At 71.2% G+C, this 22144-nt stretch carries 17 protein-coding genes; 14 read left to right on the top strand and 3 right to left on the bottom strand.

Features of this window, described 5'->3' with window-relative positions; all coding sequences use genetic code 11:
• Positions 1-377: 377 nt before the first annotated feature.
• The 4 genes from ACZ4SW_RS19815 to ACZ4SW_RS19800 all read left to right on the top strand — a co-directional run bounded on the left by ACZ4SW_RS19815 (position 378) and on the right by ACZ4SW_RS19800 (position 7803).
• Entirely contained in the window at positions 378-1559 is a 1182-nt protein-coding gene (locus tag ACZ4SW_RS19815) for an ROK family protein (RefSeq protein WP_468244829.1), read from the top strand.
• A 418-nt stretch (positions 1560-1977) separates the two neighbouring features.
• Positions 1978-3810, top strand: a complete 1833-nt coding sequence (locus ACZ4SW_RS19810) for an alpha-galactosidase D (RefSeq protein WP_468244827.1) — start codon at positions 1978-1980, stop codon at positions 3808-3810.
• Positions 3811-3994: 184 nt separating this feature from the next.
• On the top strand, positions 3995-6412 hold the full coding sequence (locus ACZ4SW_RS19805) for a glycosyl hydrolase family 95 catalytic domain-containing protein (protein WP_468244825.1): 2418 nt from the start codon (positions 3995-3997) through the stop codon (positions 6410-6412).
• A 191-nt stretch (positions 6413-6603) separates the two neighbouring features.
• Entirely contained in the window at positions 6604-7803 is a 1200-nt protein-coding gene (locus ACZ4SW_RS19800) for an SGNH/GDSL hydrolase family protein (protein WP_468244822.1), read from the top strand.
• Between the two features lie 309 nt (positions 7804-8112).
• On the opposite strand, the gene ACZ4SW_RS19795 is transcribed toward ACZ4SW_RS19800, so the two are convergent.
• Positions 8113-8814 carry a FadR/GntR family transcriptional regulator gene (locus tag ACZ4SW_RS19795; protein WP_468244819.1) on the bottom strand — a complete coding sequence of 234 codons (702 nt, stop codon included), beginning with the start codon at positions 8812-8814 and terminating at the stop codon, positions 8113-8115.
• A 164-nt stretch (positions 8815-8978) separates the two neighbouring features.
• On the opposite strand from ACZ4SW_RS19795, the gene ACZ4SW_RS19790 reads away from it, so the two are divergent.
• The 8 genes from ACZ4SW_RS19790 to ACZ4SW_RS19755 all read left to right on the top strand — a co-directional run bounded on the left by ACZ4SW_RS19790 (position 8979) and on the right by ACZ4SW_RS19755 (position 16859).
• On the top strand, positions 8979-10052 hold the full coding sequence (locus tag ACZ4SW_RS19790) for a sugar ABC transporter substrate-binding protein (RefSeq protein ID WP_468244816.1): 1074 nt from the start codon (positions 8979-8981) through the stop codon (positions 10050-10052).
• Positions 10049-11545, top strand: a complete 1497-nt coding sequence (locus ACZ4SW_RS19785; RefSeq protein ID WP_468244813.1) for a sugar ABC transporter ATP-binding protein — start codon at positions 10049-10051, stop codon at positions 11543-11545. The genes ACZ4SW_RS19790 and ACZ4SW_RS19785 overlap by 4 nt, the downstream gene beginning before the upstream one ends.
• Positions 11538-12563 (top strand): ABC transporter permease, encoded by a 1026-nt coding sequence (locus ACZ4SW_RS19780; RefSeq protein ID WP_468244810.1) that lies wholly within the window; start codon positions 11538-11540, stop codon positions 12561-12563. The genes ACZ4SW_RS19785 and ACZ4SW_RS19780 overlap by 8 nt, the downstream gene beginning before the upstream one ends.
• A 73-nt stretch (positions 12564-12636) precedes the next feature.
• Positions 12637-13977 carry an L-fuconate dehydratase gene (locus ACZ4SW_RS19775; RefSeq protein WP_468244807.1) on the top strand — a complete coding sequence of 447 codons (1341 nt, stop codon included), beginning with the start codon at positions 12637-12639 and terminating at the stop codon, positions 13975-13977.
• A complete protein-coding gene (locus ACZ4SW_RS19770; protein WP_468244804.1) occupies positions 13974-14729 on the top strand; it encodes an SDR family NAD(P)-dependent oxidoreductase in 756 nt (251 codons plus the stop codon). Before ACZ4SW_RS19775 ends, ACZ4SW_RS19770 begins: the two co-directional genes overlap by 4 nt.
• Positions 14726-15712, top strand: a complete 987-nt coding sequence (locus ACZ4SW_RS19765) for an aldo/keto reductase (RefSeq protein ID WP_468244801.1) — start codon at positions 14726-14728, stop codon at positions 15710-15712. The genes ACZ4SW_RS19770 and ACZ4SW_RS19765 overlap by 4 nt, the downstream gene beginning before the upstream one ends.
• Complete coding sequence (locus ACZ4SW_RS19760; protein ID WP_468244799.1) at positions 15709-16023, top strand: L-rhamnose mutarotase; 315 nt, start codon at positions 15709-15711, stop codon at positions 16021-16023. Before ACZ4SW_RS19765 ends, ACZ4SW_RS19760 begins: the two co-directional genes overlap by 4 nt.
• Positions 16020-16859, top strand: coding sequence for an amidohydrolase family protein (locus ACZ4SW_RS19755; protein WP_468244797.1), 840 nt, complete (start codon positions 16020-16022; stop codon positions 16857-16859). Before ACZ4SW_RS19760 ends, ACZ4SW_RS19755 begins: the two co-directional genes overlap by 4 nt.
• Here the strand turns inward: ACZ4SW_RS19755 and ACZ4SW_RS19750 are convergent.
• Positions 16847-18271, bottom strand: a complete 1425-nt coding sequence (locus ACZ4SW_RS19750; protein WP_468244794.1) for a lipase maturation factor family protein — start codon at positions 18269-18271, stop codon at positions 16847-16849. The two genes, ACZ4SW_RS19755 and ACZ4SW_RS19750, sit on opposite strands and share 13 nt — an antisense overlap.
• 142 nt (positions 18272-18413) lie before the next feature.
• On the opposite strand from ACZ4SW_RS19750, the gene ACZ4SW_RS19745 reads away from it, so the two are divergent.
• Both ACZ4SW_RS19745 and ACZ4SW_RS19740 read left to right on the top strand, forming a co-directional pair.
• Positions 18414-20486 (top strand): SpoIIE family protein phosphatase, encoded by a 2073-nt coding sequence (locus ACZ4SW_RS19745; protein ID WP_468244792.1) that lies wholly within the window; start codon positions 18414-18416, stop codon positions 20484-20486.
• Between the two features lie 47 nt (positions 20487-20533).
• A complete protein-coding gene (locus ACZ4SW_RS19740) occupies positions 20534-21394 on the top strand; it encodes an Fpg/Nei family DNA glycosylase (protein WP_468244789.1) in 861 nt (286 codons plus the stop codon).
• Between the two features lie 29 nt (positions 21395-21423).
• On the opposite strand, the gene ACZ4SW_RS19735 is transcribed toward ACZ4SW_RS19740, so the two are convergent.
• Entirely contained in the window at positions 21424-22083 is a 660-nt protein-coding gene (locus tag ACZ4SW_RS19735) for a zf-HC2 domain-containing protein (RefSeq protein WP_468244786.1), read from the bottom strand.
• Positions 22084-22144 lie beyond the last annotated feature (61 nt).

Genomic DNA, 22144 nt, shown 5'->3' with positions numbered 1-22144 from the left:
AGCAGCGGCTCCGGCGCGTCCTGCGGGGCGGCGCCGTTGCCGCGGTCCCGGGAGGGTGGAAGACCTTGTTCCTCATCGTGTCGGTGACGACGGACAGGTCCCCTCCCTCGGCGGCCGGCGCCTTGGCCGAGAAGGCCAGGGCGGCCGGGGCCGACGGGAAGAATGTACCTGTCTGGGAGGCCTTGGGTCGGCACCTTGATCCTCACCTTCGCGGAGTGCCGCGCAGAAGTTGTGTGCAGCCAACCCTGCCTTCGATCACGTGTCAACACACGGCTGACGTCTGTGTTTTCCAGGCTCCTGGCGGTCGACGCGGGTTCTTCAAAAGAAGCTTGCTTTTTTCATTGACAGTGAAAAAGAACGTCCCTAGGTTTCCGGCCATGCGCTCGACCCCCTCCCCTGAGGCGGTACCGGCGATGACGCCGGCCGCTTCCCTGGTCTTCACCACGCTGCTCTCGCACGGTCCGCTCACCCGGGCCGAGACGGCGCGGCGCACCAGGCTCTCCCCGGCCGCCATCACCAAGGCGGTGCGCCCGCTGATGGAGCTCGGCTACCTGGTCGAGGGCGTGGACGAACGGGCGCGGCCCGCTGTGGGACGTCCGGCCGGCCTGGTGTGGGTGGACGCCGGGAGGGCACTGTTCATCGGGATCAAGGTGACGGGTGACGAGATCATCGCCGTGCTGGCCGACCTGTGCTGCCGCATCCGGATCTCCCGGCACGTGCGGCTCACGGGCCGCGAGCCGGAAACGGTTCTCCCCGCCCTCACCGCGCTGGTGCAGGAACTGCTCACGGAGGCCGACGGATTCGGGGTACCGGTGCGGGGGCTGGGCATCGCGATCTCGGGGGACGTGGACCGCGCGAACGGTGTGGTCCGCTACTCGCCCTTCCTGGAGTGGCGGGACGTACCGCTCGCCGAAGTCGTGGGGACCGCGACCGGGCTGCCGGTCACGGTCGACAACGACGTGCGGGCGTTCACGGTCGCCGAGCACTGGTTCGGGGCCGGGGTCGGGCTCTCGAACTTCGCCCTGGTGACCGTGGGCGCCGGCATCGGCTGTGGTCTGGTGGTGCACGGACGGGTGGTCTCGGGGGCGCACGGCGTGGCCGGCGAGATCGGACATCTGTCCATCGACCCGCTCGGCCCCCTCTGCCACTGCGGCAACCGGGGGTGCGTGGAGGCGATCGCGGCGGACCCCGCGATACTCCGCGCAGTGCGCGAGGCCACGGGCAAGCACGTGACCGCCGCAGCCGAGGCACTGGACCTGGCGCACAGCGGAGAGCCCGGTGTCAGAGCGGTCTACACGCGGGCCGGTGAAGCCATCGGCAAGGCCATCGGCTCCCTGGTGAACCTCCTCGGTCCCGAGCGGGTGATCATCTCCGGGGAGGGCCTGGCCGCCTACGACCTTTTCGCCGAAAGCATCCGGGACGCGTACGCCGCGTCGGCCTTCGGTACCGCTTCGCACTGCGACGTGATGACGCGTCCCCTGCCCTTCGAGGAGTGGGCGCGTGGCGCCGCCGCCACCGCGATCCAGTCCTTCATCGGATCAGACACGTACGAGGAGTAGCAATGACGCTGCACAGCCGCCCTCGGACCGCCCCACGACCCGGCCGCCGAACCGTCTACCAGGGGCTGCTCGGCGGTGGGGACCGAGACGGGTGACAACCGTCCGGTCATCTTCGCACCGACCGGCCCCAAGGGCTCGTACCTCACCACCTCCGGCCCCATCGCGGCAGGTACTTGTCATGATCGCGATCCTCAGGCCGCTGATGCACCGCGCGCTGCGGCGAGACGTCGTCAGCGGGCTCACCATCGGCTCGGGCGAGGGCTGAGCCGCCTGCCCGACGCCCCGGCGGCCGGTCGCCCGGCCGCTTCCCCCGGCGACTCGTCCGGAACAACGCCGTCCCCTGCCCGGAACAACGCCCGCCCCCCACCGGGCACAACCGTGCGATTCCGCCTTTCCCACCATCAGGAGGCCCCGGCCCATGCGGTCATCCTCGTACAGAGCCCTGCTGGTCCTGGCCGTCACGGCCGGACTCACCACAGCCGTCCCCGTCTCGGCCCCCCAGGCCACGGCCGCCCCCGCCCCGTCCGCGACCGCGGCCGTCACCTCCGCTGCGGCCACCGTGGACGCCACCTCCGGCGTGGCGGCCAAGCCGTACATGGGCTGGTCGAGCTGGAGCATGCAGTCCTCCAAGTACCCGGGCCTGAACCCGACCGGCGACTACAGCTACCTCACCGAGGCGAACGTCCTGAAGCAGACGGACGCCCTCTCCACCACCCTGAAGAAGTACGGCTACGACCACGTCAACATCGACGCCGGCTGGTGGATGGACGACAACTGGACACCCGGGTACGACCAGTACGGCCGGCAGACGCCCGACCCGGTCCGATTCCCGCACGGCATGAAGTCGGTGGCCGACCACATCCACTCCAAGGGCCTCAAGGCCGGCATCTACCTGCCCGTCGGCCTGGAGAAGGGGGCGTACGGCGACGGCAAGGTGCCGGTCCGGAACGCCCCCGGCTGCACCACCGCGGACGTCGTCTACCCGGACCTGCGCACCACCAACGGCTGGGACAGCGCCTACAAGCTGAACTTCGGCAACCCCTGCGCGCAGAAGTACGTCGATTCCCAGGCGCAGATGTTCGCGGACTGGGGCTATGACTTCCTGAAGCTGGACGGGGTGGGTCCGGGCTCGTTCAAGTCCGGTGACGACTACGACAACGTCGCGGACGTCGCCGCCTGGCACCAGGCCATCGCCGCCACCGGGCGCCCGATCCACCTCGAGCTCTCCTGGTCGCTCGACATCGGCCACGCCGCGGACTGGAAGAAGTACTCCGACGGCTGGCGCATCGACACCGACGTGGAGTGCTACTGCGACACCTTGGTCACCTGGGAGAACTCGGTCAACGACCGGTGGAACGACGCCCCGGCGTGGAGCAGCAAGGCAGGCCCGGGCGGCTGGAACGACCTCGACGCGATCGACGTCGGCAACGGGGCCATGGACGGCCTCACCAACGCCGAACGGCAGAGCTACATGACCCTGTGGGCCATCAACAAATCACCCCTGTTCACCGGTGACGACCTCACCAAGCTGGACGACTACGGTCTCTCCCTGCTGACCAACCAGGAAGTCATCGCCGTCGACCAGAACAACTCGCCCGTCGCGCGTCCCGTCACCCCGATGGGCGACCAGCAGGTCTGGGGAGCCGCGAACTCCGACGGCAGTTACACCGTGGCCCTGTTCAACCTCGGCGCTTCGCCGGCCTCCGTCACCGCGAACTGGGCGTCCTTCGGCTTCACGGGCGCGGCCTCCGTACGCGATCTGTGGAAGCACCAGAACCTCGGGACGTACAAGAACAAGATCACCGCAGCGCTGCCCGCGCACGGCTCACGGCTGTTCACCGTCAGGCCCGGCGGCGCACCGCTGGACACCACCGGCTACGAGGCCGAGTCCGCGAACAACACCCTGACCGGCAACGCCTCCGTCGCCACGTGCGGCTCCTGCTCCGGCGGCAAGAAGGTCGGCAACCTCTACCTCGACAGCAAGCTGCAGTTCAACGACATCACGGTGAAGAAGGACGGCATCTACACCGTCAAGGTCGCCTACGTCAGCGGCGACCCGCGCTCGGTGACCGTCTACTCCAACAGCGGCAACGGCACCCGCCTCGCGTTCCCGTCCACGGGCGACTGGGGCACGGTCGAAACCGTCAGCGTCCAGCTGGCCCTGAAGGCGGGCTCCAACAGCATCACGTTCGACAGCGGCTGGGACTACTCCCCTGACATCGACAGGATCGACGTACCCAAGTCCGCCTGATCCCTCCGCGGGGCCCCGTGGTGACACGGACCGGGGCCCCGCCACCCGGGACCGTCCCAGCCCCCCGGCACGGTCCCACAACGACCGGGCGTGCCCACGTCCGCCGTATTCGCCCCGCACAACACCCGACGGCCCACATCCGTCGTTCCCGCATGCGCCGTTCCCCGGACCTGGAGTGCACATCGTGGACACCCAGCACACCGCATCACACGACCGCCCGCCGAGCCGCAGGGGGTTCCTCGCTCTCGCCGCCACGGCCGGCGCGGCCGCCGCCCTCGGCGGTCTGCCCGCCTTCACCGCCTCGGCGGCCCCCGTCCGCCCCACCACCTCGCCGCTGCTGTCCGCGGCCGCCGCCGCCGAGAACCGGCTCTGGTGGCAGGCTCCCGGCTCCCCCGACTCGATGATCCGGCAAGGACTGCCGGTCGGGAACGGGCGCCTCGGAGCGCTCGCCGGCAACGACCCCTCCAGCGAACTGCTGACGATCACCGACGCCACCCTGTGGACCGGTGGCCTCAACGACACTTTGCAGGCCGACGGCCAGTTCCCCTACGGCCGCGGAGACTTCGGCTCCCTGACCCTGCTGGCCGAGCTCACCGTCGACATCCCCGGGCACGACCTGGGCTCCGTCAACGACTACCGTCGCTCCCTCGACCTGGCCCAGGGCCTCGTCGGTGCCTCGTACGGCTTCTCCGGCACCACCTACCAGCGGCAGATCTTCGCCAGCCGCCCCGACGACGTCATCGTCCTGCACTTCTCCCAGCAGGGCGGCGGCAGCTACACAGGTACCGTCTCCCTGGCGGGCACCCACGGCGAGTCCACCACCGCCGACAGCGCCGGGCGCTGTCTCTCGTTCGGCGCCGCCCTCGCCAACGGGCTGAAGTACGGCGCCGCCGTCACGGCCTACAGCGGCACCGGCAGGATCGCCGTCAACGGTACGTCGATCTCCTTCACCGGCTGCAAGGACCTCACCGTCGTCGTCAGTGGCGGCACCGACTACGCGCCCGACGCGGCGGCCGGGTTCCGCGACCCGTCCGTGGATCCGGAGCGCCTGGCACGGACCAAGGTCCTCAACGCGGCCCGACACTCGGCGAGCACCCTGCTGCACACCCATGTCGCCGACTTCCGCCCGGTGTTCGAACAGTTGGACATCAACCTCGGTACGTCGTCCGCGGCACAGCGCAAGCTGGACACCTGGCAACGAGTCCAGGCCCGCTACCGGGACAACGTGCCCGACCCCGAACTCGAGGCGGCCTACCTGCAGTTCGGCCGCTACCTGATGATCTCCGGGTCGCGTGGCAGCCTTCCGATGGGCCTGCAGGGCCCATGGCTGGACGGCAACGACCCGGACTGGATGGGCGACTACCACACGGACATCAACCTCCAGATGAACTACTGGATGGCCGACCGCGCCGGCCTGTCCGACTGCTTCGACGCCTTCACGGACTACTGCCTTGCGCAGCTACCGTCCTGGACGGACGTCACCCGGCGGCTGTTCAACAGCGCGACCAACAGGTACCGCAACTCCAGCGGCAGGATCGCCGGCTGGACCGTGGCCATCTCCACCAACCCCTACGGCGGAGGCGGCTGGTGGTGGCACCCGGCCGGCAACGCCTGGCTCTGCCAAAACCTGTTCGAGCACTACGAGTACACGCAGGACCGCGCTTACCTGGAAAAGATCTACCCTCTCGTCAAGGGCGCCGTGGAGTTCTGGGAGGCCCGCCTCATCACCACGACCGTCACCGACGCCTCCGGAGCCTCACGCGAGGTCCTGGTCGCCGACAGCGACTGGTCGCCCGAGCAGGGTCCGCTGGACGCCAAGGGCATCACCTACGCCCAGGAACTGGTGTGGAACCTCTTCGGCAACTACCACACCGCAACGCGGGTGCTCGGCAGGGACACCTCCTACAGCGCGACCATCGACGGTCTGCGCCAGCGCCTGTACCTGCCCGTGGTCAGCCCCAAGACCGGCTGGCTGGAGGAGTGGATGTCGCCCGACAACCTCGGCGAGACCACACACCGGCACCTCTCCCCGCTCATCGGCCTCTTCCCCGGCGACCGGATCCGCCCGGACGACTCCACGCCGAAGGACGTCCTCGCCGGCGCGACCGCCCTCCTGACCGCCCGCGGCATGAACAGCTACGGCTGGGCCAACGCCTGGCGCAGCCTGTGCTGGGCCCGGCTGAAGAACGCGGAGAAGGCCTACCAACTGGTCGTCAACAACCTGAAGCCGTCGGTGGGCGGAAGCAACGGCACCGCACCGAACCTCTTCGACATCATGGACATGGGGCAGGGCCGCGGCATCTTCCAGATCGACGCGAACTTCGGCACCCCCTCCGCGATCATCGAGATGCTGGTCTACTCGCGGCCGGGCCACGTCGAGTTGCTGCCCGCGCTGCCCGACGCGTGGGCGGCATCCGGCTCGGTGTCCGGCGTCGGCGTCCGCGGCGGCTTCGTGGCCGACCTCAGTTGGAAGAACGGCAAGGTCACCCAGGTGACGCTGAAGAGCGTCGGTGGCCGCGACACGACCGTCGTCGCAGGCAGCACCTCGCGGAAGATCAGCCTCACCCCCGGTGAGTCCGTCACGCTGGGCAATCTCGGATGAGGCCGGACCGGCACGCACGACGCCTCTTCGTACGCCCCCACACCACCCCGGCCAGGGCCGGTGAGCCCGGCGCGCCGTGGACCACGAGCAGAGTGGAGAGACTGACGATGCCCCAGAAGAACCAGAGCCGGGCAGCGGGGCGCCGACCGCGTCGCAGGTCTTTGGCGTCCGTGGTCGGTGCGTTGACGGGCATGGTTCTGGCGGTCGTTCCGCTGAGCACCGCCGATGTGGCGAGCGCCGCCACGCCTTCCCCGGCCGGCAAGGGCACCCGGGTCAGCGCCTGGTCGCCCAGCATGACGACGGGCGGCCCGTCCTTCACCGACCAGACCATCCGGATGGTGGTGCACAGCAGCGTCGCAGGTTCGGGCGCGCGCATCACCCTGTCCAACCGCTACAGCACCACCCCGCTGGACATCGGCGCCGTGGACGTGGCCGCGCAGGCGAGCGGCGGAGAGGCGACGCGCGGCACCGTCCGGAACGTCACCTTCGGCCACTCCGTCCACGTCACGATCCCCGCCGGCGAAGAGGCGGTCAGCGACGTCGTCCCGATCTCCGTCAGCGCCGGGCAGAATCTGCTCGTCAGTCTCTACGTGCCCGGCACGACGGGCATGTCGACCTGGCACTCCGACGCGTTCGACACGACCTACATCGCCTCCGGCAATCACACCGGTGACGACGGCGCCGCCGCCTTCGGCACCACCACGACCTCGTGGTACTACCTGGCCGGGCTGGACGTCGTGTCGCCCACCGCAAGGGGAACCGTCGTCGCCTTCGGCGACTCCATCACCGACGGCTACCACTCCTCCACGGGCACCTACACCCGGTGGCCCGACTTCCTGGGACGTCGGCTGGGAGCCGGACCGGGACCGCAGAGGCTGAGTGTCGTCGACGCCGGCATCGGCGGCAACCGGGTCCTCACCGACGTCCCCAACCTGTGGCAGGGGGTGAGCGCCCTCAAGCGCTTCGGGCACGACGCCCTCGGCCGGCCAGGCGTCAAGGACGTGATCCTCTTCGAAGGCATCAACGACATCGGCAACAACGCCGGCCCGGGCGGCCGGCCGCTGACCGCCCAGGACCTCGTCAACGGCTACCGAACCCTGATCGACGAGGCCCATGCCGCCCACGTCGACGTCATCGGAGCAACCCTGATGCCCGACGAGGGCAATGGGTACTACACGCCTGCCGCCGAGACGATCCGCCAGAGTGTCAACCAGTGGATCCGGGCCGGCGGTGCCTTCGACGGCGTCATCGACTTCGACCGGGCCATGCGCGACCCCGCGAACCCCGCCGCCCTCAACCCGGCCTACGACTCGGGCGACCACATCCACCCGAACGACGCGGGCATGAAGGCCATGGCCGACGCGATCGACCTACGGCTGCTGCACACCTGACGCACGCAGTCGGCGGTCCCCAGGGATGTCGTGCCCACGAGCCGGGAACGGCTCGTGGGCACTCCGTTCCGTTTCCGGCGACGCCGAGGGTGACGAGGAGGGGACCCGCCGCCGCGCCCGCGCTCCGCGCCCGCCTTCCCCGTCCGCGCCCGGTCCGCAGGCGTCGACGGGCCTCCGCGACTCCGGTGTGCAGGACGCTGCCGGTCGACGCCCCGGCACGCGGCTGAGAACCCCGAAGCCGCGGTCGCCGTCGGCACTTCGGGCACCACGCGATCGCGCCGCACCAGCGCCCGGGATCCGGTAGGCCGATCAGGAGGGGAGCTGGGTGCGCAGCCACTCCTCCACCTCGCCGACGTGCGCGGCGGCCGCCGCTCGGGCCGCCTCCGGGTCGTGGGCGGCCAGGGCGCGGTGGATCGCGGCGTGCTCGCGGCGGGTGCGGGCGAAGGCGCCCTCCTCCTCGTAGCCGCGCCACACGCGGGCCCGGAAGGTCCGCGAGGACAGGCCCTCCAGGATCGCCGCCATCGTCTCGTTGCCCGCCGCGACGGCGATCTCCCGGTGGAAGGCGAGGTCGTGCGCGAGGATCTCCTCCGGATCGTCCGTCGCGTTCATCGCCGCCAAGTGCTTCTCCACCTCGGCGAGTTGCTCGTCCGTGATGCGCGCCGCCGCCAGCGCCGTCGCCGTCGACTCCAGGACCCGCCGCACCTCCAGCAGCTCCACCAGGCGCTGCCCGCGCGAGAGGTCGGCCACCACGCCGAACGTCTCCAGGAGGTCCCCCGCCTCGAGCTGGGTGACATAGATGCCCGAGCCGTGCCTGGCCTCCAGCACACCGAGGACCGTCAGCGCGCGGATCGCCTCCCGCATCGAACTGCGCGAGATGCCGAGCCGGGCGGCCAGGTCGCGTTCCGTCGGCAGGCGCTGCCCCGGCTCGAGCCGACCCTCGGCGATCATCGCCTTGATCTGCTCGATGGCGCGCTGCGTCACGGTGCCCTTGTACGGGGCTGTCTCGTCCACGCCACTCCTCCACTCGCCGGGTGCGTCGCAGTCTAATCACCAAGGTGGTCGGACCACTATGGCCATCTGGCGGGAAAATGTGCCGTCGAAGGGTGTTCCGGCGGGGGAGTGGTCTGATAAGTATGCGGTCATCTGCTCGAACACGCTCAACGAGGAGCTGCCAGATGCCCGGCAGAACACTGAGGAAGCGGAACAGGCCCCGGATCATCGGCGCGGCGGCCCTCGCCGTCGGCGCCTCGCTCGTGCTCGCCGCATGCGGCAGCACCAAGGACACCGGCGCAGCCGCCGGCGCGGGCGGCGACGGCACCGGCAAGGTGGGGGTGATCCTGCCCCTGCTGACCTCGCCGTTCTGGCAGTCGTACAACGACTACGTGCCCAAGATGGCGAAGTCCCAGGGCGTCGACGCCCTCAAGACCGTCAACTCCAACAGCGACCCGTCGCAGCAGATCACCGACATCAACAACGAGCTGAACCAGGGCGTCAAGGGCCTGGTCGTCGCCCCGCTGGACAGCGCCGCCATCCAGGCCGGCCTCGACCAGGCGGACCGCAAGGGCGTGCCCGTGGTGGCCGTCGACGTGGCGCCCGACAAGGGCAAGGTCGCGATGGTGGTGCGCGCCGACAACGTCGCGTACGGCGAGAAGGCGTGCGACTATCTCGGACAGCACATCACCAGCGGCAAGGTCGTGCAGGTCATGGGCGACCTCGCGTCCGTCAACGGCCGTGACCGGTCCGAGGCGTTCCGCTCCTGCGTCAAGAAGAAGTACCCCAAGCTGAAGGTCCTGGAGATCCCCGCCAAGTGGGAGTCCGACACCGCGGCCTCCAAGCTGGACACCCTGCTGAACGCCAACCCCGACATCAAGGGCATCTACCTGCAGGCCGGCGGCGTCTACCTCGCGCCCACCCTGCAGACCCTGAAGTCCAAGAACATGCTGAAGGCGGCCGGCAAGAGCGGCCACATCGTCATCGTGTCCAACGACGGCATCCCGCAGGAGTTCGACGCCATCCGCAAGGGCGAGATCGACGCCACCGTCTCCCAGCCCGCGGACGCCTACGCCAAGTACGGCATGTACTACATCAAGGCCGCGATGGAGGGGAAGACGTTCAAGCCCGGCCCCACCGACCACGACTCCACCATCGTCAAGCTGCCGAACGGCATCCTGGAGGACCAGCTGCCCGCCCCGCTGGTCACCAAGGACAACGTCGACGACCCCAAGCTCTGGGGCAACACGGTCAAATGAGCACCCCACTGGTCGAGGCGAGGGGCATCGTCAAGCGGTACGGTCCCACGGTCGCCCTGCAGGACGGGCAGCTCACCGTGCTCCCCGGTGAGTCCCACGCCCTCGTCGGCCGCAACGGCGCCGGCAAGTCCACCCTGGTCAACGTCCTCACCGGACTCCAGGCCCCCGACGAGGGCACGGTCCTCTTCGACGGTGAGCCCGCACCCCCGCTCGCCGACCGCGACGCCTGGCGCCGCAAGGTCGCCTGCGTGTACCAGAAGCCCACGGTCGTCCCGGAGCTGACGGTCGCCGAGAACCTGCTCATCAACCGGCAGCCCACCGGGCGCGGCGGCCTCATCAGCTGGCGGAGGCTGCGGGCCGAGGCCGCCGAGGTGCTCGCGACCTGGGATGTCCACGTGGACCCCGAGGCCCGCACCGCCGACCTCAAGGTCGAGGACCGCCAGATGGTGGAGATCGCCCGGGCGCTGAGCTTCGGCGCCCGGTTCATCATCCTGGACGAGCCGACCGCCCAGCTCGACAACCGGGAGATCGAACGCCTCTTCACACGGATGCGGGCGCTCCAGGACTCCGGTGTCACCTTCCTGTTCATCTCCCACCACCTCCAGGAGGTCTACGAGGTCTGCCAGACCGTCACCGTCCTGCGCGACGCCCGCTGGATCACCACGGCCCCCGTCGCCGACCTGCCGCGTGCGGCCCTGGTGGAGGCCATGGCCGGAGAGGCCGTCGCCGAACGCGCGGCCGCCGTGCGGGACGCCGTCGCGGACGACGCGCGGGTCGCCCTCGAAGCCCACGGGCTCAGCTCCCAGACGTACCAGGACATCCACCTCACCGTCCGCCACGGAGAGGTCGTCGGACTCGCCGGCTCCAGCGGCAGCGGCAAGATCGAACTCGCCGAGACCCTGGCCGGACTGCACACCCCGGCCGGCGGCACGGCCCGGCTCGACGGCAGGCCGCTGCCGTTCGGCGACGTGCAGGCGGCGCTCAGGGCCGGCGTCGGCTGCGTACCCCGCGACCGCCACGAACAGGGCATGGTCCCCGGCATGTCCGTCGGCGACAACGCCACCATGAGCGTCCTGGACCGCCTCGGCCGCCACGGGTTCGTCGGCACCCGGCGCAAACGCGGCTTCGCCACCGACCTCATCCACCGCCTCGACATCCACGCCGAGGGACCCGACCAACCCGTCTCCGACCTGTCCGGCGGCAACGCGCAGAAGGTCGTCATGGCCCGCGCCCTGGCCTCCGACCCGCGCCTGCTCGTACTGATCAACCCCACCGCGGGCGTCGACGTGAAGTCCAAGGAGTCGCTGCTGTCCCGGGTGGACAGCGCCCGCGAGGACGGCACCGCCGTGCTCGTCGTCTCCGACGAACTCGACGACCTGCGCCGCTGCGACCGCGTCCTCGTCCTCTTCCACGGCCGGATCGTCGCCGAGCACCCGGCGGGCTGGCACGACCACGAGCTGATCGCCTCCATCGAAGGAGTGGACCATGGCTGACACCAAGGCCCCGCCGCTCACGCCCCTCCCGGTCCCCGACGCCCGCTCGGCCAAGGCCGTCATGCTCCGCCGGGCCCGTGAACTCGCCCTGCTCCCGGCCCTGGTGCTGCTGATGGTGCTCGGCGCGTTCGTCAACGACTCCTTCCTCACCGAACGCAACATCGTCTCCATCCTCGGCGCGTCCGCGGCGCTCGCGATGGTCGTGCTCGCCGAGTCGCTCGTCCTGATCACCGGCAAGTTCGACCTGTCCCTGGAATCCGTCGTCGGCATCGCCCCGGCCGTGGGCGCCCTGCTCGTCCTGCCCGCCGCCCAGTCCGGCTGGGGCACCACATGGCCCACCGCGCTCGCCCTGGTCGCGATCCTCGTCGTCGGCGCGGCGATCGGCGCCTTCAACGGCATCCTGGTGGTCAGGTTCAAGCTCAACGCGTTCATCGTCACCCTCGCGATGCTGATCGTCCTGCGCGGTCTGCTGGTCGGCGCGACCAAGGGCAAGACGCTGTTCGGGATGCCCGACGCGTTCTTCACGCTGGCCACCACCACCTTCCTGCGGGTGCCGCTGTCGGTGTGGCTGGCCGCGGTCGCCTTCGCGGTCGCCGGGCTCGTCCTGCGGTACCACCGCGTAGGCCGCGCCCTCTACGCGATCGGCGGCAACGCGGACGCGGCCCGTGCGGCCGGCATCCGCGTGGAGCGCGTCATGCTCGGCGTCTTCGTGGTCGCGGGCGTCCTCGCCTCCGTCGGCGGGATCATGCAGACCGGCTACGTCGGCGCGATCAGCGCCAACCAGGGCCAGAACATGATCTTCACGGTGTTCGCGGCGGCGGTCATCGGCGGCATCAGCCTCGACGGCGGCAAGGGCACCATGCTCGGCGCCCTCACCGGTGTGCTCCTGCTGGGTGTCGTGCAGAACCTGCTCACCCTCGCCCAGGTGCCGTCGTTCTGGATCCAGGCCATCTACGGCGGCATCATCCTCGTCGCCCTGGTGATCGCGCGGGTGACGACGGGCCGTGCCCAGGACTGACCTGCTTCGTTGTCGTACAGCGCCGTACGACGCCCTCGTGCACGACCTCGTGCCCCGGACCGAAAGGCCTGCCGTGTCCCCAACCGCCGCCCGCATCACCGCGATCGACACCTTCGACATCCGTTTCCCCACCTCGCGGGAGCTCGACGGCTCCGACGCGATGAATCCGGACCCCGACTACTCGGCCGCCTACCTGGTGCTGCGCACGGACGCGGCCGACGGCCTGGAGGGGCACGGGCTCACGTTCACCATCGGGCGGGGAAACGACGTCCAGGTCGCCGCGATCGAGGCACTGCGCGGACATGTGGTCGGACGCGAGGTGGACGACGTGTGCGCCGACCCGGGACTGGTCTTCCACGACCTGATCGGCGACAGTCAGCTCCGCTGGCTGGGACCGGAGAAGGGCGTGATGCACATGGCGATCGGCGCGGTCGTCAACGCCCTGTGGGACCTGGCCGCCAAGCGGGCCGGCAAGCCGCTGTGGCGGCTGCTCGCCGAGGCCGACCCCGAGTGGCTGGTCCGCCAGGTCGACTTCCGCTACATCACCGACGCGCTCACTCCCGAGGAGGCACTGGAGCTGCTCGGGCGCGGCAAGCAGGGCGCCGAGGAGCGGGCCGCCCGGCTCGTGGCCCGGGGCTACCCCGCCTACACCACCTCCGCCGGCTGGCTCGGCTACACCGACGAAAAGCTCACCCGTCTCGCCGCGCAGGCCGTCGCCGACGGCTTCCGGCAGATCAAGCTGAAGGTCGGTGCCGACCTCGCCGACGACGTACGCCGCTGCCGGGTCGCCCGCTCCGTCGTCGGCCCGGACGTCCGGATCGCCATCGACGCCAACCAGCGCTGGGGCGTGGAGGAGGCGATCACCTGGACCAAGGCGCTCGCCGAGTTCGACCCGTACTGGGTCGAGGAGCCGACCAGCCCCGACGACGTCCTCGGCCACGCGGCGATCCGCCGGGCCGTGGCCCCGGTGAGGGTCGCCACCGGCGAACACGTGCAGAACCGCGTCATCTTCAAGCAGCTCCTCCAGGCCGGGGCGATCGACGTGCTCCAGATGGACGCGGCCCGCGTGGGCGGCGTCAACGAGAACCTCGCGATCCTGCTGCTGGCCGCCAAGTTCGGCGTGCCGGTGTGCCCCCACGCGGGCGGCGTCGGTCTGTGCGAGCTGGTCCAGCACCTGTCGATGTTCGACTTCGTCGCGCTCTCCGGCACCACCGAGGACCGGATGATCGAATACGTGGACCATCTGCACGAGCACTTCCTCGACCCGGTGGTGGTCCGGGAGGGACACTACGCGGCACCCGCCGCGCCGGGATTCTCCGCCGCGATGCGTCCCGAGTCCATCGCGGAGTACACGTTCCCCGGCGGCACCTTCTGGGCCGCCGACCTCGACCGCACGAAGGGGCATGCCGCATGAGCGACTTCGAGGGCATCAGGGCCCTGGTGACCGGCGGGGCGTCCGGCATCGGGCGGGCCACCGCGGAGCTGCTGGCCGAGCGCGGAGCCCGGGTGGCCGTCCTGGACCTCGATCCCTCGTCGGTGGACAAGCCGCTGCTCGCCCACCGGGCGGACGTCGGCGACGACGCCTCCGTACGGGCCGCCGTGGCCGCCGCCGTCGCCGACCTCGGCGGCCTGGACGTGCTGGTCAACAACGCGGGCATCGGCGCCCAGGGCACCGTGGAGGACAACGACGACGAGCAGTGGCGGCGGGTGCTCGACGTCAACGTGCTCGGCATCGTCCGGACGACCCGCGCCGCACTGCCGCACCTGCGCCGCTCGGCCCACGCGGCGATCGTCAACACCTGCTCCATCGCCGCCACGGCGGGCCTGCCGCAGCGGGCCCTGTACAGCGCCAGCAAAGGTGCCGTGTACTCGCTGACCCTCGCCATGGCCGCCGACCACGTCCGCGAGGGCATCCGCGTCAACTGCGTCAACCCCGGCACCGTCGACACCCCTTGGGTCGGCAGGCTCCTCGACGCCGCCCCCGACCCGGCCGCCGAACGGGCCGCGCTCCAGGCCCGCCAGCCCACCGGCCGCCTGGTCACGGCCGCCGAAGTGGCGGGCGCCATCGCCTACTTGGCGAGCCCCCTGTCCGGCGCCACCACGGGAACCGCCCTCGCCGTGGACGGCGGCATGCAGGGCCTCAGGCTGCGGCCGGTGGGCCGGTGAGCGCGCTCGGCCGCAGCGGCGTCCAGGTCAGCGAGCTGGCCTTCGGCGCCGCCGGCATCGGCAACCTGTTCACCGAGGTGAGCGAGGAGCAGGCGTACGAGGCGGTCCAGGCCGCCTGGCGCAGCGGGATCCGCTACTTCGACACCGCCCCGCACTACGGGCTCGGCCTGTCCGAACGCCGCCTCGGCGCGGCCCTGCGCGAGCACCCCCGGGCCGCGTACACGGTCTCCACCAAGGTGGGCCGCCTTCTCCAGCCGACGGACGCGGGCGGCGACGACCTGGCGAACGGCTTCGCGGTCCCCGCCACCCACCGCCGCGTGTGGGACTTCAGCGCGGACGGCGTACGACGCAGCCTGGAGGCGAGCCTGCGGCGGCTCGGCCTGGACCGGGTGGACGTGGTCTACCTGCACGACCCGGACGACCACGCCGAGCAGGCGTTCCGCGAGGGCTACCCGGCGCTGGAGAAGCTGCGCTCCGAGGGCGTCGTGGGCGCGATCGGCGCGGGCATGAACCAGACCGCGATGCTGACCCGGTTCGTGCGCGAGACGGACGTGGACGTGGTGCTGTGCGCGGGCCGGTACACCCTCCTCGACCAGCGCGCCCTGACCGAGCTGCTGCCGGCGGCGGCCGAGCGCGGGGTCTCGGTCGTCGTCGGCGGCGCCTTCAACTCCGGCCTGCTGGCCGATCCGCGGCCGGGCGCCACGTTCGACTACGCCACGGCACCCGGCGAGTTGCTCGACCGGGCCCTGCGCCTGAAGACGCTCGCGGAACACCACGGCACCACACTGCGGGCAGCGGCCCTGGCCTTCTGCTCCGCGCACCCGGCCGTGGCGAGCGTACTGGTGGGCGCCCGCTCGGCGGCCGAGATACGCGACTGCGCCGAGCAGTTCGCGGCGACCGTACCGGCCGGATTCTGGCAGGAGTCGAGACGGGCGGGTCTCCTGCCGACGCACGCGCCCGTGCCCGCCGAGGAGCCGCGATGAGAGTAGCCCTGCACACCAGGGTCCGTGCCGACCGGATCGAGGAATACGAGGCCGCCCACCGGGAGGTGCCCGAGGAGCTGACGGAGGCGATCCGCGCCGCCGGGGCCACCTCCTGGACCATCTGGCGCAGCAGGGCCGACCTCTTCCACGTGCTGGAGTGCGAGGACTACGGGCGACTGCTGGCCGAGCTGGAGAAGCTGCCGGTCAACGTCGCCTGGCAGGCGCGGATGGCGGAACTGCTCGACGTGGTGCACGACTACTCTGCCGAAGGTGCGGACGCGGGTCTGCCGGTGGTCTGGGAGCTGCCGTGACGGTGGACGCACACCACCACGTGTGGGACCTCTCCGTCCGCGACCAGGACTGGATCAGGGGCCCGGAACTCGAGCCGATCCGCCGCAGCTTCACGATCGCGGACCTGGAGCGCCAGGCCCGCCCCGTCGGCGTCGACCGCACCGTACTCGTACAGACGGTCACGGTGGCCGAGGAGACACCGGAGTTCCTGGCCCTGGCGGAGCAGAACGGCATCGTCGCGGGCGTCGTCGGCTGGACGGACCTGACGAGCCCCGACGTGGCGGACGCCCTGGCCCGGCTGCGGGAGCTGCCGGGAGGGCCGTATCTGCGCGGCATCCGCCACCAGGTCCAGGGTGAGGCGGACCCCGAGTGGCTGCTGCGCCCCGACGTACGCCGGGGCCTGGCCGCCGTCGCGGAGGCGGGACTGGTGTACGACCTGGTGGTGCTGCCCCACCAGCTCCCGGCGTGCGTCGAGGCGGCCGCGCGGCTCCCCGGACTCACCTTCGTCCTCGACCATGCCGGCAAGCCCCCCATCGCCTCCGGGGCCCTGGAACCCTGGGCGTCCCGCATCCGTGCCCTCGCCGCCCTGCCGAACACCGTCTGCAAGCTGTCGGGCTTGGTGACGGAGGCGGACTGGAAGACCTGGCGGCCGGCGGACCTGCGCCCCTACGCGGACACGGTCCTGGACGCCTTCGGCCCGTCCCGGCTGATGTTCGGCTCGGACTGGCCGGTGTGCACGCTGGCGGCGTCGTACGCGGAGGTCGCCCACTGCGCCGGCCTGCTGACCGCGGGACTCGGCGACGACGAGCGCCACCGGATCTTCGAGGGCACCGCCACCCGCGTCTACCGGCTGTGAGCCGCCGGCGTGGCCAGCCGCGTCGGCGGCATGAACTCCCGGACGTAGGTCCGGTGCCAGCACGCACCCGTCTCCCGCAGTTCACGCCATGTCGTGTACCGGTAGCGGAACAGGCGGGCCCGGATGTAGCGCGGCGGCTCGTCCGCGGGGAACGGGGAGCGGCGCAGGAGCTTCAGGGTGTCGCGGTCGTTCTCCAGGAGCCGTTCGACCAGGCCGCCGAACCAGGAGCCCGCGTACGCGGGGGAGAGCGCCGCGAACCACATCAGCCAGTCGAGCCGCAGGTGGTACGGGGCGAACTGGCGCGGCCAGTGCCGTGGGTCGCCCGGTTTGCCCTTGAACTCGTACTCCCGCCACTCGGAGTCCTCCCGCGGCATGTCGTCCGCGGTGCCCTCCACCACCACCTCGTACCGGATCCGGCTGACACTGCCGAACGCGCCGTAGGTGTTGACCAGGTGCAGCGGGTCGAAGGAACGGTTCATGATCTGGCCGCGGGAGATCATGTTGCGCACGGGGTGGTAGCCGAGGGCGAGCAGGCCCGCGCCGACCACCAGGACCAGCACCTCGTACCACAGGGGGGCACCGGGGACCTTCGGGGCGGTGGTGGGGAACAGGACCGCCGACAGACCCAGCACGATCGTGATCCAGTTCAGCCAGGAGAAGTTGCCCGACAGGACGAGCCAGAGCTGGGTCACGATCATCAGGGAGGCGGCGGCCGTCGCGACCGGCTGCGGGGTGAACAGCAGCACCGGGACGACCAGTTGGGTGACGTGGTTGGCCGCCACCTCGACCCGGTGCAGCGGCCTCGGCAGATGGTGGAAGAACCAGCTCAGCGGGCCCGGCATCGGCTGGGTCTCGTGGTGGTAGTCCAGGCACGTCAGCTTCCGCCAGCAGGCGTCCCCACGCATCTTGATCAGTCCGGCGCCGAACTCCAGACGGAACAGGATCCAGCGCAACAGGAACAGCACCACGATCGGCGGAGCGACCTCGTCGTTGCCCAGGAACACCGCCAGGAAGCCGACCTCCAGCAGCAGCGACTCCCAGCCGAACGAGTACCAGGTCTGGCCGACGTTGACGATCGACAGGTACAGCAGCCACGGGATCAGCCACAGCACCATCCCCGCCCACAGCGGCACCAGCGAGTCGGCCCCCGCGACCAGCGCCGCCGACACCGCGCACCCCGCCCACGACCAGGCGGCGAAGAAGCGGTCCGAGTAGTGGAGGTGGAAGACGCTGGGCGCCAGCCTGAACGGCACCCGGGCGACGTACCGCGGCACCGGCAGCATGCCGCGCTCCCCGATCAGCGCCCGGAACTGCAGTGCCGCGCTCAGGAAGGCGACCAGGTACACGACCGCCAGCGCCCGCTGGAAGACCAGTCGGCTCAGCCAGTACTCCGGTGCGACGAACCAGTCCACGGCAACCGCTCCTCTCCCTCCAGTGTCACCCGGTACCCCCGGCCGGGCGGGTCAGGCCGTCACTCCCCGTACACCGCTGCTCAGGATGCGTGACGCACGGGCAGAAGTCGAAGAATCCGGCAATCCCTGGCATGGTGGCCCCATGGTTGATCGGGGAGGGAGCACCCTGTCACTCCCGGAGGACTGGCCCGCCCACCCGGATCCGATCCTGGCGCTCAATCGCATGGGCAGCTTCGACTGGGACCTGGACACCGGGCTGTTCCACATGGACGCCCGGGCCCACGAGATCTTCGACCTGCGCCCCGAGGAGTACGACGGCCGCCCCGAGACCCTGAGGCTGCGCGTCCCGCCGTCCGAGGGACGCCGTATCGACGCCCTGATCGCCCGGGCCATCAAGGACGGCAGCGAGAACTACGGCACCTACTTCCGCGTCCGCTGCCGCAACGGCACCCTGCGCTGGACCCACACCCAGGGATACATCCGGCGCGACGCGACGGGCCGCCCGCGCCGGATCATCGGCATCGTCCGCGACGCCACCCAGGAACTGCGCGACGGCCTGGCCCGCAGTGAACAGATGGTCCAGGACGAGGCGCTGCGCCGGCAGACGGACGTCGTCGAGTCCACCACCGCCGCGCTCGCCCACGCCCGCACCGTCCAGGACGTCATCGACGTGCTCGAGGACAGCCACGGCCTCACCCACCTCGGCGCGGCGAGCCTCGTGATGGGCCTGGTGGAGGCGGGCCGCATCCGGATCGTCGCCGAGGGCCCCGAGGGCAGCTCGGTGCCCGGCACCCGCGTCACCCGCATCGACGAGCCGTACCCGATGAGCGAGGTGGTGCGGACGCTGCGCCCGAGGTTCATCGAGTCGCCGGAGGAGTTCGCCGAGCGCTACCCGATCCTGTGGCCGCGTCTGACAGGCCTGCGCATCACCTCCGCCGCCTATCTGCCGCTCGTCGCGCAGGCGCGCCCCATCGGCGCCATGGGCCTGCTCTACGACGACCGGCGCGGCTTCACCCCCGACGAGCGCAACGTCCTCGTCGCGCTCGGCAGCAGCATCGCGCAGAGCCTGCAACGCGCGATGCTCTACGAACAGGAGAAGGACCTCGCCCAGGGCCTCCAGCAGGCGATGCTGCCGCGCTCCATCCCCAGTGTGCCCGGCGCCGACGTCGCCGTCCGCTACCGCTCGGCGGCCCTCGGCCGGGACATCGGCGGCGACTGGTACGACGTGATCCCGCTGCCCGGGGACCGGGTCGGCGCCGTCATCGGCGACGTCCAGGGCCACGACACGCACGCCGCCGCCGTCATGGGCCAGCTCCGCATCGTCCTGCGCGCCTACGCGGCCGAGGGCCACCCGCCCGCCACCGTGATGGCCCGCGCCTCCGTCTTCCTCGAGGAACTCGACACCGAACGCTTCGCCACCTGCCTGTACGCCGAGGCCGACCTGGCCACCGGAGTGGTGCAACTGGTCCGCGCCGGCCATCTCGACCCGCTGCTGAGGCTGTCCGACGGCGGCTGTCGGCGGCTGCCCGTCGAGGGCGGGCTGCCGCTCGGACTGTCCGCCGAGTTCCACCGTCTCGACTACCCGGTCACCACGGTGGAGATGGAGATCGGCCAGACCCTGGTGATGTGCACCGACGGGCTGATCGAAGAGCCGGGCGCCGACCTCGACGAGGGCGTGCACACCCTTCAGGAGCTGGTCTGCGCCGGCCCCGGCGACGTGCGCGACCTCGCCGACCGGCTCATCGACGTGGCCGACGAGCGGGGCGGCGACGACGACGTGGCCCTGCTGCTCCTGCAGCGCCGGGGTCTCGCCCGGCGGGCCGGCGGCCGCCTCCAGCAGCACGTCCCGCCCGGTGACCCGGAGGCCCTCACCGCCGCCCGGCACATGATCCGCGCCGCCGTCCGCGCATGGGGCGCCGGCGAGCGTTCCGACGAGATCGAACTCGTCGCCGACGAGCTGATCACCAACGTCCTCGTGCACACCGAAGGCGCCGCCGTCGTCACCCTGCGGGTCCTCACCGGCCATGCCCGCCGCTTCCGCGTCGAGGTCGAGGACGCCTCCAGCGCCCTGCCCCGCCGCCGGGACGCGGGCGAGTCGGAGGTCTCGGGCCGGGGCCTGCTGCTCGTGGACCGGCTCGCCGACGTGTGGGGTGTGGAGGCCCGCGGCGGCGGCAAGGTCGTATGGGGCGAGTTCATGGTCCAGGAACGCGGCTGACGGACGCGACGGGTGGCGGCGTCGGTGGCGGGTGGCACTCTGGACGCATGCCGGAACTGCCCGAGGTCGAAGCGCTCAAGGACTTCCTCGCCGACCGTCTCGTCGGCCACGAGGTGGTGCGGGTGCTGCCCGTCGCGATCAGCGTCCTGAAGACCTACGACCCGCCGGTCACCGCTCTGGAGGGCCGCGAGGTCACGGCCGTCGCCCGGTACGGCAAGTTCCTGGACCTGGACGCGGGCGGACTGCACTTCGTGACGCACCTGGCCCGTGCGGGCTGGCTCCAGTGGAAGGACCGCCTGCCCGACGGCGCGCCCCGCCCCGGGAAGGGCCCGCTCGCGTTGCGGGTCGCGCTGGAGACCGGGGAGGGCTTCGACCTGACGGAGGCGGGCACGCAGAAGCGGCTCGCGGTGTATGTCGTGCCCGATCCGCTGCAGGTCCCGGGTATCGCCCGCCTGGGGCCCGACCCGTTGGCCGCCGGCTTCGACGAGCAGCGCCTGGGCGAGCTGCTGACGGGCGAGCGACGGCAGATCAAGGGCGCGCTGCGCGACCAGAGCCTGATCGCGGGCATCGGCAACGCCTACAGCGACGAGATCCTGCACGCCGCCCGGATGTCCCCGTTCAAGCCGACGTCGTCGCTGTCACCGCAGGACGTCCACCGCCTGTACGACGCGCTGCGCACGACGCTCACCGAGGCGGTCGAGCGTTCGCGCGGGCTGGCCGCGGGTCGCCTGAAGGCCGAGAAGAAGAGCGGCCTCAGGGTCCACGGGCGCACCGGGGAGCCGTGCCCGGTGTGCGGCGACACGATCCGCGAGGTGTCCTTCAGCGACTCCTCGCTGCAGTACTGCCCGACCTGCCAGACGGGCGGCAGGCCGCTGGCGGACCGCAGACTGTCCCGGCTGCTCAAGTAGCGGTTCGACGGGGGCGGCCCGGCGGCCGGTCAGTGGGTCTTCAGGGTGACCAGGTGCTGTCCGTCCTTGGTACGCACATCGAAGTGGTCGATCTCCTCCGACCGCATCCCCGAGCCGCCCTGGAGCGTGGTCGGCTCACCGTCCTCCGCGGGATCCATCCAGCTCGCCACCGTCTGCTCCGAGCCGTCCTTGCCGACCGCGACGAGCCGGCAGGGGTGCGGTCCCGACCGGTCCTTGACCGTCACGTCGATCTGGCTGCCCCACTCCCGGTCGTGTGCGGTGATCTTCGCCCACACGCCCGTGTCCGGATCGGTCGCCGTCATGGCCGTCGCGGTGACGGACGTCGAGCCGTGCCCGGCCACGACGGCCACCGTCGGCCCTCCGACGGCGAACACCACGGCCGCCGCGACCGCGTACAGCCAGCGCCTGCGCCCGCTGCGGTGCTTGGTCGCCACCTCGTCGAGCAGCCGCTCCAGCAGTCGAGGCCCGGGGGTCGCGAAGGGGTGCACGGACCGCGGGGTCGCCCTCCGGTAGAGCATCAACTGGCGCGCGGCATGGCGGAACTCCGTCACGTGCGCCGCGCACGTCGGGCACTCCATGAGGTGGTCCTCGAAGCGGAAGGCTTCCGCCTCGTCCAGCACGCCCAGCGCGTAGGCGCCGACGTCGCGATGGCGTTCCAGGGACCTCATACCAAATCCTCAGGCCGGGGGGCGGGGTGGGGGTGGTGCTGCTGTTGCCCACCGGTACGGA

The organism is Streptomyces sp. NPDC028331 (genome assembly GCF_055565775.1).
The sequence above is the reverse complement of the archived record's forward strand: the minus strand, read 5'-3'. Positions and strand labels throughout refer to the sequence as shown.

Excerpts from the sequence above, each read along its gene's own strand:
- ACZ4SW_RS19735 (WP_468244786.1), bottom strand. The coding sequence starts at position 22,083 with ATGAGGTCCCTGGAACGCCATCGCGACGTCGGCGCCTACGCGCTGGGC.
- ACZ4SW_RS19760 (WP_468244799.1), top strand. The coding sequence starts at position 15,709 with ATGAGAGTAGCCCTGCACACCAGGGTCCGTGCCGACCGGATCGAGGAA.
- ACZ4SW_RS19800 (WP_468244822.1), top strand. The coding sequence starts at position 6,604 with ATGGTTCTGGCGGTCGTTCCGCTGAGCACCGCCGATGTGGCGAGCGCC.
- ACZ4SW_RS19810 (WP_468244827.1), top strand. The coding sequence starts at position 1,978 with ATGCGGTCATCCTCGTACAGAGCCCTGCTGGTCCTGGCCGTCACGGCC.
- ACZ4SW_RS19740 (WP_468244789.1), top strand. The coding sequence starts at position 20,534 with ATGCCGGAACTGCCCGAGGTCGAAGCGCTCAAGGACTTCCTCGCCGAC.
- ACZ4SW_RS19815 (WP_468244829.1), top strand. The coding sequence starts at position 378 with ATGCGCTCGACCCCCTCCCCTGAGGCGGTACCGGCGATGACGCCGGCC.
- ACZ4SW_RS19745 (WP_468244792.1), top strand. The coding sequence starts at position 18,414 with ATGGTTGATCGGGGAGGGAGCACCCTGTCACTCCCGGAGGACTGGCCC.
- ACZ4SW_RS19770 (WP_468244804.1), top strand. The coding sequence starts at position 13,974 with ATGAGCGACTTCGAGGGCATCAGGGCCCTGGTGACCGGCGGGGCGTCC.
- ACZ4SW_RS19785 (WP_468244813.1), top strand. The coding sequence starts at position 10,049 with ATGAGCACCCCACTGGTCGAGGCGAGGGGCATCGTCAAGCGGTACGGT.
- ACZ4SW_RS19790 (WP_468244816.1), top strand. The coding sequence starts at position 8,979 with ATGCCCGGCAGAACACTGAGGAAGCGGAACAGGCCCCGGATCATCGGC.
- ACZ4SW_RS19780 (WP_468244810.1), top strand. The coding sequence starts at position 11,538 with ATGGCTGACACCAAGGCCCCGCCGCTCACGCCCCTCCCGGTCCCCGAC.